General features: G+C 62.4%; 10 protein-coding genes. 6 read left to right on the forward strand and 4 right to left on the reverse strand.

What is annotated here, in order from left to right; translation table 11 throughout:
- Positions 1-141: 141 nt before the first annotated feature.
- Entirely contained in the window at positions 142-2,319 is a 2,178-nt protein-coding gene (locus BX592_RS27850; RefSeq protein ID WP_134196514.1) for a M1 family metallopeptidase, read from the reverse strand.
- Between the two features lie 739 nt (positions 2,320-3,058).
- Here BX592_RS27850 and BX592_RS27855 point away from each other — a divergent pair.
- The 3 genes from BX592_RS27855 to BX592_RS27865 all read left to right on the forward strand — a co-directional run bounded on the left by BX592_RS27855 (position 3,059) and on the right by BX592_RS27865 (position 6,366).
- Complete coding sequence (locus BX592_RS27855) at positions 3,059-3,943, forward strand: 2-hydroxy-3-oxopropionate reductase (protein WP_134196515.1); 885 nt, start codon at positions 3,059-3,061, stop codon at positions 3,941-3,943.
- Positions 3,944-4,136: 193 nt separating this feature from the next.
- Positions 4,137-5,513 carry a GntT/GntP/DsdX family permease gene (locus BX592_RS27860; protein ID WP_134196516.1) on the forward strand — a complete coding sequence of 459 codons (1,377 nt, stop codon included), beginning with the start codon at positions 4,137-4,139 and terminating at the stop codon, positions 5,511-5,513.
- Positions 5,514-5,751: 238 nt separating this feature from the next.
- On the forward strand, positions 5,752-6,366 hold the full coding sequence (locus BX592_RS27865) for an MORN repeat-containing protein (RefSeq protein ID WP_134196517.1): 615 nt from the start codon (positions 5,752-5,754) through the stop codon (positions 6,364-6,366).
- Between the two features lie 90 nt (positions 6,367-6,456).
- Here the strand turns inward: BX592_RS27865 and BX592_RS27870 are convergent, their stop codons facing one another.
- From BX592_RS27870 to nthA, 3 genes are read right to left on the reverse strand one after another with little or no spacing between them, the layout of a single operon-like run.
- The gene (locus tag BX592_RS27870; RefSeq protein ID WP_134196518.1) at positions 6,457-6,822 is read right to left on the reverse strand and encodes a nitrile hydratase accessory protein; all 366 of its coding nucleotides are present in this window, start codon (positions 6,820-6,822) and stop codon (positions 6,457-6,459) included.
- A gap of 28 nt (positions 6,823-6,850) precedes the next feature.
- Positions 6,851-7,516 carry a nitrile hydratase subunit beta gene (gene nthB / locus BX592_RS27875; RefSeq protein ID WP_134196519.1) on the reverse strand — a complete coding sequence of 222 codons (666 nt, stop codon included), beginning with the start codon at positions 7,514-7,516 and terminating at the stop codon, positions 6,851-6,853.
- Positions 7,516-8,211, reverse strand: a complete 696-nt coding sequence (gene nthA / locus BX592_RS27880) for a nitrile hydratase subunit alpha (protein ID WP_134196520.1) — start codon at positions 8,209-8,211, stop codon at positions 7,516-7,518. The genes nthB and nthA overlap by 1 nt, the downstream gene beginning before the upstream one ends.
- A gap of 579 nt (positions 8,212-8,790) precedes the next feature.
- On the opposite strand from nthA, the gene BX592_RS27885 reads away from it, so the two are divergent.
- The 3 genes from BX592_RS27885 to BX592_RS27895 all read left to right on the forward strand — a co-directional run bounded on the left by BX592_RS27885 (position 8,791) and on the right by BX592_RS27895 (position 13,963).
- A complete protein-coding gene (locus BX592_RS27885; RefSeq protein ID WP_134196521.1) occupies positions 8,791-10,734 on the forward strand; it encodes an ABC transporter ATP-binding protein in 1,944 nt (647 codons plus the stop codon).
- A 266-nt stretch (positions 10,735-11,000) separates the two neighbouring features.
- The gene (locus tag BX592_RS27890) at positions 11,001-12,395 is read left to right on the forward strand and encodes an FAD-dependent oxidoreductase (protein WP_134196522.1); all 1,395 of its coding nucleotides are present in this window, start codon (positions 11,001-11,003) and stop codon (positions 12,393-12,395) included.
- A gap of 149 nt (positions 12,396-12,544) precedes the next feature.
- Entirely contained in the window at positions 12,545-13,963 is a 1,419-nt protein-coding gene (locus BX592_RS27895) for an MFS transporter (protein WP_243849761.1), read from the forward strand.
- Positions 13,964-14,012: the final 49 nt, after the last annotated feature.

A 14,012-nucleotide genomic window follows, 5' to 3' on the forward strand; every position in this document is an offset into this window, starting at 1 on the left:
GGCTTGGCGAACTTGTGCTGCGCGGATGCTTCGCGTACCTGCGCGGTCGCCTCTGCGCCAGCTGTTTATCGTTCTAACGGCATAAAAAACGTCCCGACCTTGAAGGCTACAAGCCGGGACGTTTCAGACTACGCGATATCGTTACTCAGTTGCGGCAGCACGCCCGCTAAACTTGCCCTGGTAGTGCAGCACGGGCCGCTCGGTGTCGAGGTCCGGCTGTGCAATCATCTGGCGCAGCGCAATCGGATTCGATGGCGTCAGAGACTTGATCGTAGTCGATCGCGACGCATTCGCGAGGCCCGAGGCAACGAGGCGCGCGGCGTCCTGCTGCAGATTGGTCAGGAGTGCAGGATCAGACGCGATTGTGGTGCTCTGCGTGAGCAGTTGGCTCCATGCATTGTCGCCATAGTTGACTACGTAATAGTCGAGCCCGGTCGGATTTGCGAGCACGGCGGAACAGCCGTTCAGCCGCACTTGCATCTGCGTATCTTTCAGGGCCACTGCCTTGCGCCGGATAAGGCCGTCACCATACGCAAGCGTTACCGGCACGGTCCATTGAATGCCGGGATACTTGTTCTGGTTCGGATAGGGAGCTTGCTTCAACGTGACGATGGTCTGGCCGGTCGTCAGATCGCACTGCGTGTCGAGCGTCACCAGCGGTACGCCAGTCTGACGCACATAGCTGTCACCAATCGCCTCCATCGGTTCGCCGCTTGCCTTCGATAGCTCCTTCCACAACCGCTTCGGCGTGACATTGCCGAACGAGTAGTCGGTCAGATACGACTGCAGGCCCTTGCGCATCACGCTGTCGCCCAGATAGTTCTCGATCGTCCTGAGCACAAAGCCGCCCTTGTTATACGTGAACGCGCTCGCCCGGACCACAAAGTCGTTCGACGCCCAGTCGTTGAAATTCGGCTGGATCGGGTATGCATCGTTGCGCAGATCCCTGGTCATCACACTGTGCTTGCTGAGAACTTCGCTCGTCAGCTTGAAGCGATCGGGGAAGAACAGGATCTTCGTCTTGTTCTCGAAGTATCGGGCAAACGATTCATTCAACCAGATGTCATCCCACCAGTCGAGCGTCACCAGATCGCCGAACCACTGGTGTGCGGCTTCGTGCGTGAGCACTTTCATGCCGTAGTCGGACATTGGCGTGCCCGGAGCCGGAAGGATATCGTCGGCAAACTCGAGAATGGCCCCCCAGTTTTCCATGCCACCGAAGTTCAGGTCCTTCTGCGCCTTGAACGCGTCGTTCGCGGCAACGGTGTCGAACTTGGTCAACGGTAGCGCGATACCCGTGTAGCGGTAGTAGTAGTCAAGCGCCTGCTTGGTCTGCTGCATCGCCGGCACGGCCCAGTCGCGCATGCCAGGCGGCGTGAAGATGCGCAGGTGCATGCTCTTGTGGTCCTTCAGCGGGCTCACGAAGTCGTCTTCGAGCGTGTCGAACATGCCGCCGCCGAAGAACAGCAGATACGACGGCATCGGCGGCGTCTTTTCGAATGACACACGCTTATAGCCGCTATCCACAGTGACGGGCGGCAGTTCCGCTCCATTCGATACCACGCGCCAGTTCTGCGGCACTTCCGCCTGCACTTCGTACGTCGGACGGAACGCGGGTTCATCCCAGCCCGGGAACCATTGCCGCGCAAGGTTGCTTTCGCCTTGCGTGAGAATCGCGCCGCTGGTCGTGCCGTCGGTCGATTTCAGGTCGACGCGGAACACGCCTTCGGCCGCCGAGCAGCCGGGGTACTTGTCGTCGCCGCAGCTGCCGCCGGTTTGGTTTGCCGGGTCGTCGTAGGTCTTGAAGTTGATGATGCCGGTCCACTCCATATGCAGCGAGTACTTGCCTGCCGCGATATGGCCGCTCGCCGGGCGCAGCTGATAAAAATCGCCGGTATCCTCGGGCGTCGGGATCAGTTCAATGTTGCCCGGCTGGAGTACGGTTTTGCCATTCGCGAAGTTAATGCGGTGTCCGGCAATCTCGATCTGGTTGACGTTCTTCGTGATCTCCAGTTCGACGTCCGCCCGTCCATCGAAGGTAGACAGGTCCGGATTCGGCCGGAACCAGAGCTTGTAATTGATCGGCTTGACCGTATTGGGCAATTCAACCGGCTTCACGGTTTTGTTGATGGTTTTATCGGCCGCGACCTGCGCGGTCGGCGGGGCCAGCGCGGCAGGCTGAGACGCCGCGGCGCCACCGGTTTGCTGCGACGACCTGCTCGAAGAAAGCCCCGTCTGGTCTTCCCCCCCACAAGCGGCTAACGCCAGCGTACCGGCCAGCATCAGGCATAGCGTCTTCAATTGAAAAGGCGTAGGCATTATTTGTCCTTTTTAGATAAAAATCCGCACATTTTTGATTACGTTCTTTTGGGTTACACAAAACACAAGGCAAAACAAATCCATCACACGCAATAGGTGTGTGAAAAATAAAAGCAATAGAAGTGGCGAATGCGGTATTCGGCCCGCTCACTCGATTCAGGAGCTTGCAGCGGATACGGAAAATGTTCGAAACGCGGCGACGCAGGTCCGCTTGCAGCCGGAATAGCCCTGCTGCGCCGGCCCGCAGCCAACCTTAACATAAGCGTTCGATTTGGTAACCGTTTGCTTACGACGCGAAGTAGATTAATTGGGTGGCCGGCAAGGTGTCAACTTCATTTCAAAATATTTAACGCGAATTGTCGCGCTCGATATGCACACGCCTTGCAATATCCGACCTTGAATCTGCAGTGCATAAATGGAATAATTTACTTACGCCAATTCGCCAAAAATACATAATTACCGCATTTTTAACTATTGGGATCTATAGCAACCTGCGCGCACAGTACGACGCCAGTCAGTGCGGAACAGATGTCAGCGTGCGCATTGCGGGGCGTATCGTAAACGATGCGCTCAAGCAGTTCGATCGAAGTCCACCCGAAACCAGATGTCAGGTCCCATGCAACCTGAACAATAAAAACCGAAAGCATCCCTTCATTACCCGAATCGCATTCCCCCAGCCCCGCTTCCCGACTCCGGGTACCATCGCATAACCCGCAACACAACCAGTCAAGAGGACACCATGGCAAAAGCTGGCTTTATTGGACTCGGCATCATGGGCACGCCAATGGCGGCCAATCTGATCAAAGGCGGTCACACGCTATTCCTGCACAGCCGTTCCGGCGTACCCGACGAACTCGTCAAGCAAGGCGGCAAGGCCTGCGCGACGCCCGCCGAAGTCGCGCGTGAAGCCGACATCGTGTTCCTGATGGTGCCCGACACGCCGCACGTCGAAGCCGTGCTGTTCGGCGAGAACGGTGTCGCGTCGACGCTCGGCAAAGGCAAGACCGTGGTCGACATGAGCTCGATCTCGCCGATCGCGACCAAAGGCTTCGCGAAGCGCATCAACGATCTCGGCAGCGACTATCTCGACGCGCCGGTTTCGGGCGGCGAGGTCGGCGCCAAAGCCGCCACGCTGACGATCATGATCGGCGGCCCGCAGCCGGTGTTCGACAAGATCAAGCCGATGTTCGAACTGATGGGCAAGAACATCACGCTGGTCGGCAATAACGGCGACGGTCAGACCGCGAAGGTCGCGAACCAGATCATCGTCGCGCTGAATATTCAGGCGGTTGCCGAAGCGCTGCTGTTCGCATCGAAGGCCGGCGCGGACCCGGCGAAGGTGCGCGAAGCGCTAATGGGCGGCTTTGCATCGTCGCGTGTGCTCGAAGTGCACGGCGAACGGATGGTCAAGCGCACGTTCAACCCAGGCTTTCGCATTAACCTGCATCAGAAAGACATCGGCCTCGCAAACGAAGGCGCGAAAGCGCTCGGCGTATCGCTGCCGCACACCGGCGCGATGCAGCAACTGATGAACGCGTGCGTCGCGCTCGGCTTCGGCGACCTCGATCATTCGGCGCTGTGCCAGGCGATCGAAACGTTGTCCGCACATCGAATCGCAGGCTGATCGCAGCCTGACTTCGCGTGATCGATGCGCATCCGCTTGCGCTTCGATCACGCCACCACCCGGCGACAACACGCTGTCAGCTTCAATGCCTCTACACTGCAGCAACCGCTACAATCGCCGCTGACCGACGGGCGGCCTCTCGCGTAGCACATCGGCACTGCCCCGGCCTCTTTCTTACGCCCCCGGAGACGCAGTGCACCTTACAACCACCTTGACCCCCTGGTCATCTCACGACACGCGCCTGATTCTTGCGTGCGCACTCGGCCTCGCGCTGATCATCGTTTTCATTAGTGCGCTGAAAATCGCGCCGTTCCTGTCGATTCTGATCGGCACATTCGCTGCCGGCTTTACCGCGAATCTGCCGCTTGAAGCGGTAGCGAGCGCATTCAGCAAAGGTGCCGGCGCGCTGCTCGGCGATGTCGGCATCATCATCGCGCTCGGCGCGATGCTCGGTGCACTGATGGCGGACTCCGGCGCGGCCGACCGCCTCGTCACCACAATCCTCGACCATGCGACGCCGCGCCGCTTGCCATGGATGATGGCGCTCGTTGCGATCATCATCGGCTTGCCGCTGTTCTTCGAAGTAGGCCTCGTGATGATGGTGCCGATCATCTTCGTGATGGCCCGCCGCTCGCGGCAACCGATCCTGCGCATCGCGATTCCCGCGCTTGCCGGCATGACCACGTTACATGCGCTGCTGCCGCCGCACCCGGGCCCGCTGATCGCCGTCAGCGCGCTGCATGCGGATCTCGGCATTACGCTTGGGCTCGGTCTGATCGTCGCGATTCCCGCGGTAATTCTCGCGGGGCCGATTTACGGCGGCATGCTTTCAAAACGCATGCAAATTACCGAGCCCGAAGAGATGGGCAAGCTGTTCCGCTCCGAAACCGCCCCCACGGAACTTCCCGGCTTTGCGATCTCGCTCATTACGATTCTGCTGCCGGTCGTGCTGATGCTCGGCCGCACCGTCGCCAAGCTGCTGCTCGAACCGAAAACACTCGTGTTCGACACACTCGACTTTCTCGGTGAGCCACTCGTCGCGCTCGGCCTGACCGTGCTCTTCGCGATCGTCGCGCTTGGCTGGTCGCGCGGCATGCCACGCGAGCGGGTCGGCGGCATTCTGCGCAAAAGCCTGCCGCCGATCGCCGCACTGCTGCTGACCATCGGCGCGGGCGGCGGCCTGAAGCAGACGCTCGTGGTCGCGGGCATCAGCACGACGATCGGCAAGATCGCAGTTGGCGCGCATCTGCCGCTCATCGTGCTCGCATGGCTGATCGCCGTCGCGCTGCGCCAGGCGACCGGCTCCGCGACTGTCGCAACCACCACGACCGCCGGCATCGTCGCGCCGGTTGTCGCCGGTTTGCCGGCTACGCACAATTCGCTGCTTGCGCTCGCGATCGGCGCGGGCTCGGTGTTCTTCTGTCACGTCAACGATGCCGGCTTCTGGATGGTGCGCGAGTACTTCGGACTCCAGCTCAAACAAACCGTATTCGTCTGGTCGATTTTGCAGACCATCGTCTCGGTGGTAGGACTGGTGTTGACGCTGGTGTTGTGGGGCGTGCTGGCCTGAGCCGTGCAATCGCGCGGCACGGGCACAAGCCCGTGCGCGCGTTTCATCGGACGAGCTCAACGCATATCAAATGATGATGCCGTTCACCCGCACGCGTTCTTCTTATGAAGTGGCCCGTGTCTGTGTTCAAACGCACACATTGGTGTAACAGGTTATTGTCATCGAAACACAGACCGGCTAGTTTTGTTCGCTGACACGGCTTCTACCTCAAGCAACATGACTTCAAAGGAGACCCACCGTGCTGTCCGCAAAGAGGCTCCCCCCGGCGCCGCTCGCCGCACTTTCGATTGCCGTCGCATCGATTTCGCTGATCGTGCCGGTCACTGCATCGGCCGACGACAGCAACCCCGCACCCGGCAATACACCGGTGACCGTCAATTCGGTTAGCGCGCAGCCCGCCGCTAGCGATCCATCCGCGAACCCCGAGGCCGCCGCGCCGAACGCGAGTTCGGCAGCGGCAATCAACCCGGCCGACCCGAATCCGCCGGACATCCAGGGACAAGTGGTGCTAGGCGACGGATTCGTCTATCAAGGCAGTCTGCGCAACGGCATGCCTGACGGCAAAGGTGTAAAACGCTGGCCGACCGGAGACTGGGTGTACGGCACGTTTGTGCAAGGGAAACTCGACGGCGACGCGATCATTCATCATGCGGACGGCGGCTCGTTGACCGGTACTTTCAGACAAAACGCGCCGTGGGAAGCGGTCGAAAAAGATGCGCAAGGCAACGTGGTCGCGATGTATCAAGGCGGTGTGATGCGCGCGGCCACGCAGATGGCCGCACCGTCAGGCCAAGCCGGCGCGACGCCGGCATCGCAGCAGATTCATTCGGGAACTCCGGTTCCCAAACAGTAGCGGCGTCTGCCACACGAAACGCGTGTTGGTCGCGGTACTTCGCGGCGGGGTGCATCCTCGAAACCGCGGCCAATACGTTGATGTCGCACTTCAAAGCTCGATCGGCTGCCCGTGCGGCGTACGGCGCGCCGCCCGATCCCACGCGTCGCGTCTTTCCAGCAAACCTTCGCTTGTCACGCAGCCTTTCGCCGCGGCAATCCGCTCGAGCGCGGTCAGCCAGTGGCGATAGTACGTATCGCCGCGGTCCGGGTCGCCTTCTGCTTGCGCGTCGCGAATCGCTTCATGCAGCGTCGCCGCCCATTCCGCCCACGTAAACACACCGCGCCGATGCAGCGCGAGCGTCATCGCAAACGCCGCAGCCTCCCATGGCGCGCCGAACACCGGCGCGTCACCGTCGCGTGGCAACGCCGGCAAGTGCGCGAGCAACACGGACGATTCGTTTGACTCGTTTGACATGCATGTCGTCATGGTTCGATGGCCTGGTTCAATGCGGGTCAGCAGGTTCGAGATACGGCTCCCAGCAATCGACGCATACCGACGCCGCGCTCGTATCGTCGCCCCACAGTTCGGTTGCCGCGAAGCGCACTGTATAAAGCCAACGCGGCTGTTCGCCCTGCCCGATCGCATGTGCATCGGGAAACACATGCGCGCCGCGCACCGCGACGATTTCACCGCGTTTGCCACGGCAATAGCGCGGCAAACGGGTGTGCGTGGCCGGGTTCAGTTGACGGGCACGTACCGCGTCGCCGACCACGAAACGCGCCGGATAGTTCATCGGTCTGTCATACGGAAAGCCTTTCAGCAAGGCTGCTGGCACCTCCGCTGCCCGAAACACGCGCTTGACCGGCGCAGCCGCTTGCATCGAATGGCCGGCCTGGATTTCGTCCGCGCTAGCGAGGCCGTGTTCGATCAGCAGCTTGCATAAGCCTTCGTACCAGATCTGGTAGTACGTACTGGTCCAGTACTGCACGGGCGGCAGGCTTTCGCGCGCGGCGCGCGAACTGTCGATGTTCCACGTGCCGGTCGCGCCCATCGCCAGCGTCAGCGCCAGCACACGCGGCTCCCAGTCCGCGTGGAATAACGGTTCGTCCGCTACGGGCCGCACCGGGCCGAACGACTGCATGCCGCCCATGTCCTGTGCGCCGTTCATCAGCGAGCTCCTTGTTTTGCGTGCGGCGCGCGCAGCAAGCCGGTGCCGATCATCGAGTCGCGCGTGACCAGCGCGGCGAGCGCGTCTTCGCTCCAGCCGCTCGTGCCTTCCGGACGCATCGGCAGCACCAGATAGCGCATTTCGGAGGTCGAGTCCCACACGCGAAACTCGACATCATCGGGCAATTCGAAGCCAAATTCTTTCAGCACCCCACGCGGGTCGATTACCGCGCGCGACCGGTACGGCGCCGACTTATACCAGCTCGGCGGCAAGCCGAGCACCGGCCACGGGTAGCACGAGCACAGCGTGCAGACGACCATGTTGTGCACGCGCGGCGTGTTCTCCAGCACGACCATATGTTCGCCGCCGCGGCCCGAATAACCGAGCGACGCAATCGCGGCAGTCGCATCGTCGAGCAGCCACGCGCGGTAATCGGCATCGCTCCAGGCGCGCGCGACGACCCGTGCGCCGTTGCGCGGCCCGACCTGGTGCTCGTAAGTATCGATCAGCACGTCGAGCGCTTGCGGGTCGACGTAGCCTTTCTCGATGAGCAGTGACTCCAGCGCGCGCACGCGCAGATCCATCTCGGACAACGCGCTGCCTTCGTGGTCGTGGCCGTGTTCGTGATCATCGCCGTGAGGCTCGCCGTGGCTTAGATGACGCTCATGACTTTTGTCGCTCGTTTCGTGACTCATCTCGCTCTCTTTCAAGAATGCGGAACTGCATTGCCGTCGTGCATTGCCGACGCGTTGCCGTCGTCTAAACGTATGAGACACCCAGTATCGTTTGCCGATTCTCCGAATGCAAATTCTTCGTACGATGTGGCGTGGGCGCGCTCGCGATCGATCATCGTTCAGCGCAATTCAGCGCCGCGTTCGCCGATTCATTTTCAGCTTCATCTTGCAGAATCCCTTCATACGGCACGAAGGCAGTCCGTCTTTTCGAAGCGGGCACGTCGCGCGATACTCGCGTTGCGCGCCGCTTCGGTCTGCCGACCGACACCGATTGACGCGGCGCGCAACGGCCTGGCGCGGGCGGTACAATGCACGTTTAGTCCAATCGGCAAGGTCGCGCAAGACGGCCTCCCGGCGCTGACCCCGTGGCACGAATGTTCAAGTGGACGGGGCGCGAATTACAGCAAACCCCAAACAACCCGATCGATCAGGCGCTGTGCGACATTCGGCGGGCCACCCATGTGGCCCCGCGCGACGCACACCGACCACCGGTTTTCACGAGGTAGCCGCGCGGCCTTCAAACCGCGCGCGCTGTGGCATATGGCTGATAAACAATCCAATCGCGGCACGCAGGCGTTTCGCAGCGTGCTGGCCTTCGTTTTCGCACATTGGTTCAGGCAGCCGGTGCGCGTGTCCGTGATCGCGGCGCTCGCGCTGTGCGGCGCGCTCGCCGACGTGATGACGCCGCTGTTCGCCGGACGGCTCGTCGATGCGCTGTCGCGCGGCGCCGCCGACGCAGCCGCGAAAGCGCATGCGTGGGACGCCGCATCGTCGGCATTCGGCGCACTGGTCGCACTCGGTTTCACCGGCATGCTGCTGCGTCAGGGCGTCTATCGCAACATCATCTCGATGACGCTGCACATGATGAGCGAAATCGCCGCAAGCGGCTTTCATCGTGTGCAGCGCTTCTCGACCGACTGGCACGCGAACAGCTTCGCCGGCTCGACGGTGCGCAAGATTACGCGCGGCATGTGGGCGCTCGATCTGCTGAACGACACGCTGCTCATTACGTTGATGCCGTCGTGCGTGATGCTGATCGGCACCACCGCACTGCTCAGCTCGCGCTGGCCCGTGATGGGCGTGATCGTCGGCGTGGGTTCGCTGCTTTATATCGCGGTGACCGGCACGCTGTCGCTGCGCTACGTCGCGCCATCCGCCCGCCTCGCCAATATGTGGGACACGCGCGTCGGCGGCGCGCTTGCCGACGCAGTCAGCTGCAATGCGGTGGTCAAGGCGTTCGGTGCCGAGCAGCGCGAAGAAGCGCGGCTTGCGCGGGTGATCGCGAAGTGGCAAAAGCGCACGCGGCGCACATGGACACGCGGCACCACCAACGGCGGCGCGCAAAGCACGATGCTCGTGATGATGCAGGCAGCCATCGTCGGCACCGCGCTATGGCTCTGGACGCACGACAAGGCGAGCGTCGGCGACATCACGTTCGCGCTGACGACGTTCTTCATGCTGCAAGGCTATCTGCGCGACATTGGCCAGCACGTGCGCAACTTGCAGCGCTCGGTCAACGATATGGAAGAACTGGTCGCGCTCGAGGACGAATCGTTAGGCATCGAAGACCAGCCCGGCGCGCGCGCGATCGACATTCAACGCGGCGACATCCGCTTCGAGCACGTCACGTTCCGCTACGGCGCGCTGCAAACGCCGCTTTACCAGAATCTGTCGGTGCGCATCGCACCCGGTGAGCGGATCGGGCTGGTCGGTCACTCGGGCTCGGGCAAGACCACGTTCGTCAAGCTGATCCAGCGTCTCTACGACCTCGACGCGGGTCGCATCACGATAGACGGCCAGGATATCGCTCAGGTACAGCAGGCGTCGCTGCGCCGGCAGATCGCGATCGTCCAGCAGGAGCCGGTGCTGTTTCACCGTTCGCTCGCGGAAAACATCGCGTATGCGCGGCCCGGCGCGACCCATGCGCAGATCGAGCAGGCGGCGCGGCTCGCGAGCGCGCACGAATTTATCGCCGCGCTGCCGCACGGGTACGACACGCTGGTCGGCGAGCGCGGCGTGAAGCTGTCTGGCGGCGAGCGGCAACGTATCGCAATTGCGCGCGCGTTTCTTGCCGATGCGCCGGTGCTGATTTTCGACGAAGCGACATCGAGCCTCGACAGCGAAAGCGAAGTGCTGATCCAGCAATCGATGGAGCGGCTGATGGCGGGCCGCACGACGCTGGTCGTCGCGCACCGGCTCTCGACGGTGCGCTCGCTGGACCGTCTGCTGGTGCTCGAACAGGGCCGCGTGGTCGAGGAAGGCTCGCACGACCAGTTGATCGAACGCGCAAACGGGCTGTACCGGCGGCTCTTCACGAGCCAGGCGATCGAACTCGCGAAAGGCTTGCTCGATGATGGCGGCGGCCACGAAATCGTCACCACCGCTAATGATGAGATCGACGTTGCCGGCAGCAACCCGCCCGTCGATCACACGCTCAAGCCGGGCACCGCCCACGATCTCGGGCCGGCGAGCGCCAGCCGTTAGCGCCGCGCCGCGCGGCAGACAGCAGACGCCCGCGGCCGGATGCGCAATAAACTCGCTCGTTCACGCCGCTCGCCGCTCGCCGCGGCTCCCGCGGTAATTGTTGCGACCGCAACGTCGATTGAGCCGCACGCTGCTTCAACTTGAACCGTCCGAGCATCGCGTTGAGCCGATTGATCATATCTGTCGCGCCACCCGTGACCTACGATTCGTAACAAGCCGGACGCAACGGCGCGTCCCGCAACGAAAACATCACGGAGGGTGAAGCGATGGCAACGGTCGAACGGTTTGACTATGTGTTTCTCGGCGGCGGCAAGGGCGGCAAGACCCTCGCAGTCGAACTGGCCAAAGCCGGCAAGCGGGTCGCGGTGGTCGAACGCGGGATGATCGGCGGGTCGTGCATCAATGTCGCGTGCATTCCGACCAAATCGCTGATTCAAACCGCGCGGCTGATGCATGCGGCACGCGAAGCGGAAAGACTCGGCGCCACGCCGCAAGTCGCGCAAACCGGCCGCGTGGACATGAAGCGCGTTTATCGGCGCGTGCGTTCGGTCGTCGACGGCATGGTCGACATCAATCTGACCGCGTTCAAGACCTCGGGCATGGACCTGATGATCGGCAACGGCCGCTTCATTGCGCCGCGCACGATCGAAGTGACGCTGGCGAACGGCGAGCACCGCGTGGTCGAAGGCGAGCATGCGTTTATCAACACCGGCACCACCGCGGCGATTCCGGATATCGACGGACTGCGCGACGCGGCACCGCTCACGCACGTCGAAGCACTCGAACTGGAGACACTGCCCGAGCATCTGATCGTGTTTGGCGGCGGTTATATCGGCCTCGAAATGGCGCAGGCATTCCGCCGGCTCGGCAGCCGCGTGACCGTGTTGCAGGAAGCGCCGCGCGTCGCGATGCGCGAGGACCCGGACGTCGCGGCGGCCATCACCGCGGCGCTCGAGAAGGACGACATCGACGTGCGCGTCAATACGCGCGCGGTCAAGGTTGAAGGCCGCTCAGGGCACAACGTGCATATCGCGCTGGCCGACGGCAGCGCGCTCGACGGCACGCATATTCTGGTCGCCGCCGGCCGCACGCCGAATACGCGTGGCATCGGCCTTGAAGAGGCCGGCGTGAAACTCGATGCGCGCGGCTTTATCGTCACCGACGCACGGCTCGCGACTTCCGCGCCAAACACGTGGGCGATCGGCGAAGTGGCCGGCACGCCGATGTTCACGCACGCGTCGTTCGACGACTACCGCGTGCTGAAGTCGAACCTGGCCGGTGGCACGTACACGACGAACGACCGCGTGATTCCGTATGCGCTTTTCATCGAACCGGAACTCGCGCGGATCGGCCTGAACGAAACCGATGCTGCCGCGAAGGGCATCAAGGTGCGCGTCGCGACGCTGCCGATGGCCGCGGTGCCGCGCGCGCGGACGAATCAGGAAACGGACGGTTTCATGAAAGCGCTGGTCGCCGTGGACTCCGACGAGATTCTCGGCTTCACGATGCTCGGCGCGCAGGCCGGCGAAGTGGTGTCCGCCGTGCAGATGGCGATGCTCGGCAAACTGCCGTACACGGCCGTGCGCGATGCGATTCTGAGCCACCCGACGATCGGCGAAGGCTTGAACCTGCTGTTCGCGAAGGTGCCGCCGCGCGCTTGACGCAGCGTGCATCAAACGGACGGCAAAGCGGCGTGGAGCGTGCCGCCATTTCTTCTGGCGGCACACAAAATCGCGCAGCATATGCTTAAAAAAACGTGTGGCTATGCAATAATCGCGGCTTCTCCTTCGCATCGTCGCGTTCGCCGCTCATGTCGTCGTCTGACCAGAAAGGTCTTATCGCTCCAATCATCGTCGCGTTCGCGATGTTTATGGAGACGGTCGACGCGAACGTCATCGTCACCGCGCTGCCGCAGATGGCACGCACCTTCGGCCGCGATCCGGTCACATTGAAAATCGCGGTGACGAGCTACGTGCTCGGTCTGGGCGTGTTCATTCCGGTGTGCGGCTGGCTCGCCGATCGCTTCGGCGCACGCACGGTGTTTCGCACCGCAATCGGTATCTTCGTCGTGGGCTCGATTGCCTGTGCGGCATCTACCTCCCTCGGCGTGTTCACCGTCGCGCGTTTCGTGCAAGGCATCGGTGGCGCAATGATGGTGCCGGTCGGCCGCATCATCATTTTTCGCAGCGTCGAGCGCTCGGACTTTATCCGCGCGATGAACTATCTGAGCCTCACGTCGCTGCTTGGGCCGGCCGCGGGCCCGCTGCTCGGCGGCTTTATCACCACGTATCTGCACTGGCGGCTGATCTTCCTGATCAACATCCCGGTCGGCATCGTCGGCATCTATCTGACGAACAAACACATTGCGAATACGCGCGAGCCGCATCCGGGGCCGCTCGACTGGATCGGCTTCGTGCTGTCCGCGGGTGGCGCATCGGCGTTTATGCTCGGGCTCGCGCTGGTGGGCAGCGAGCTGATATCCGATTCGGCCGCGTGGACGATGACCGTTGCAGGCGCGGTCGCGCTCGTTCTCTACGTGGTCTATGCACGCTATGCAAAGCGGCCGCTGCTCGATCTGCGCTTTTTCCGCGTGCCGACGTTTCAGGCTAGCGTGATGGGCGGATCGCTGTTTCGCATTGGCCTTGGCGCGGTGCCCTTTTTGTTGCCGCTCGTGCTACAGGAAGGGCTTGGCATGAGCGCGTTCGAATCGGGGCTGATTACCTGTGCGTCGGCAATCGGCGGGCTCTTTATGCGCACGCTCGCGTCGCGCACCTTGCATCGCTGGGGCTTCCGCACCGTGCTGATGTATAACGCGGCGTTTTCCGGCATCGCGATCGCCGCATGCGGCGCATTCTTTCCGGGCACGCCGGTGTGGGTGATCTGGGTCGTCGTGCTGCTCGGCGGCTTTTTCCCGGCGCTGCAATTCACGAGCCTCAACTCGATGACCTACGCGGAGATCGAAAGCCGCGATGTCGGGCGCGCGACGAGTCTCGGCAGCGTGGTCCAGCAGATGTCGCTCGGGCTCGGCGTAACGATCGCCGGCATCGTCGTGCAACTGACGCGCGCGTGGCATGGGCACCCGCAAATCGAATGGTCCGATTTCTGGCCTGCGTTCGTCACCGTCGGATTGTGCTCGATTGCGTCGATCGGCGTCACGCGCAGGCTCGCACCGAATGCCGGCGATGAGATTGCGCGTGGCAAGCGCGTTGAGGTGACGGCGAAGCGGTGACGTCGAAGCGGTGACGTCGAAGCGGTGATGGCGCCAGGGTTGTAGCTCG

Origin of the sequence: Paraburkholderia rhizosphaerae (genome assembly GCF_004366595.1) — a bacterium.
Taxonomy (GTDB): Bacteria; Pseudomonadota; Gammaproteobacteria; order Burkholderiales; family Burkholderiaceae; genus Paraburkholderia; species Paraburkholderia rhizosphaerae.

Excerpts from the sequence above, each read along its gene's own strand:
- BX592_RS27850 (WP_134196514.1), bottom strand. The coding sequence starts at position 2,319 with ATGCCTACGCCTTTTCAATTGAAGACGCTATGCCTGATGCTGGCCGGT.
- BX592_RS27855 (WP_134196515.1), top strand. The coding sequence starts at position 3,059 with ATGGCAAAAGCTGGCTTTATTGGACTCGGCATCATGGGCACGCCAATG.
- BX592_RS27870 (WP_134196518.1), bottom strand. The coding sequence starts at position 6,822 with ATGTCAAACGAGTCAAACGAATCGTCCGTGTTGCTCGCGCACTTGCCG.
- nthB (WP_134196519.1), bottom strand. The coding sequence starts at position 7,516 with ATGAACGGCGCACAGGACATGGGCGGCATGCAGTCGTTCGGCCCGGTG.
- nthA (WP_134196520.1), bottom strand. The coding sequence starts at position 8,211 with ATGAGTCACGAAACGAGCGACAAAAGTCATGAGCGTCATCTAAGCCAC.
- BX592_RS27885 (WP_134196521.1), top strand. The coding sequence starts at position 8,791 with ATGGCTGATAAACAATCCAATCGCGGCACGCAGGCGTTTCGCAGCGTG.
- BX592_RS27890 (WP_134196522.1), top strand. The coding sequence starts at position 11,001 with ATGGCAACGGTCGAACGGTTTGACTATGTGTTTCTCGGCGGCGGCAAG.
- BX592_RS27895 (WP_243849761.1), top strand. The coding sequence starts at position 12,545 with ATGTCGTCGTCTGACCAGAAAGGTCTTATCGCTCCAATCATCGTCGCG.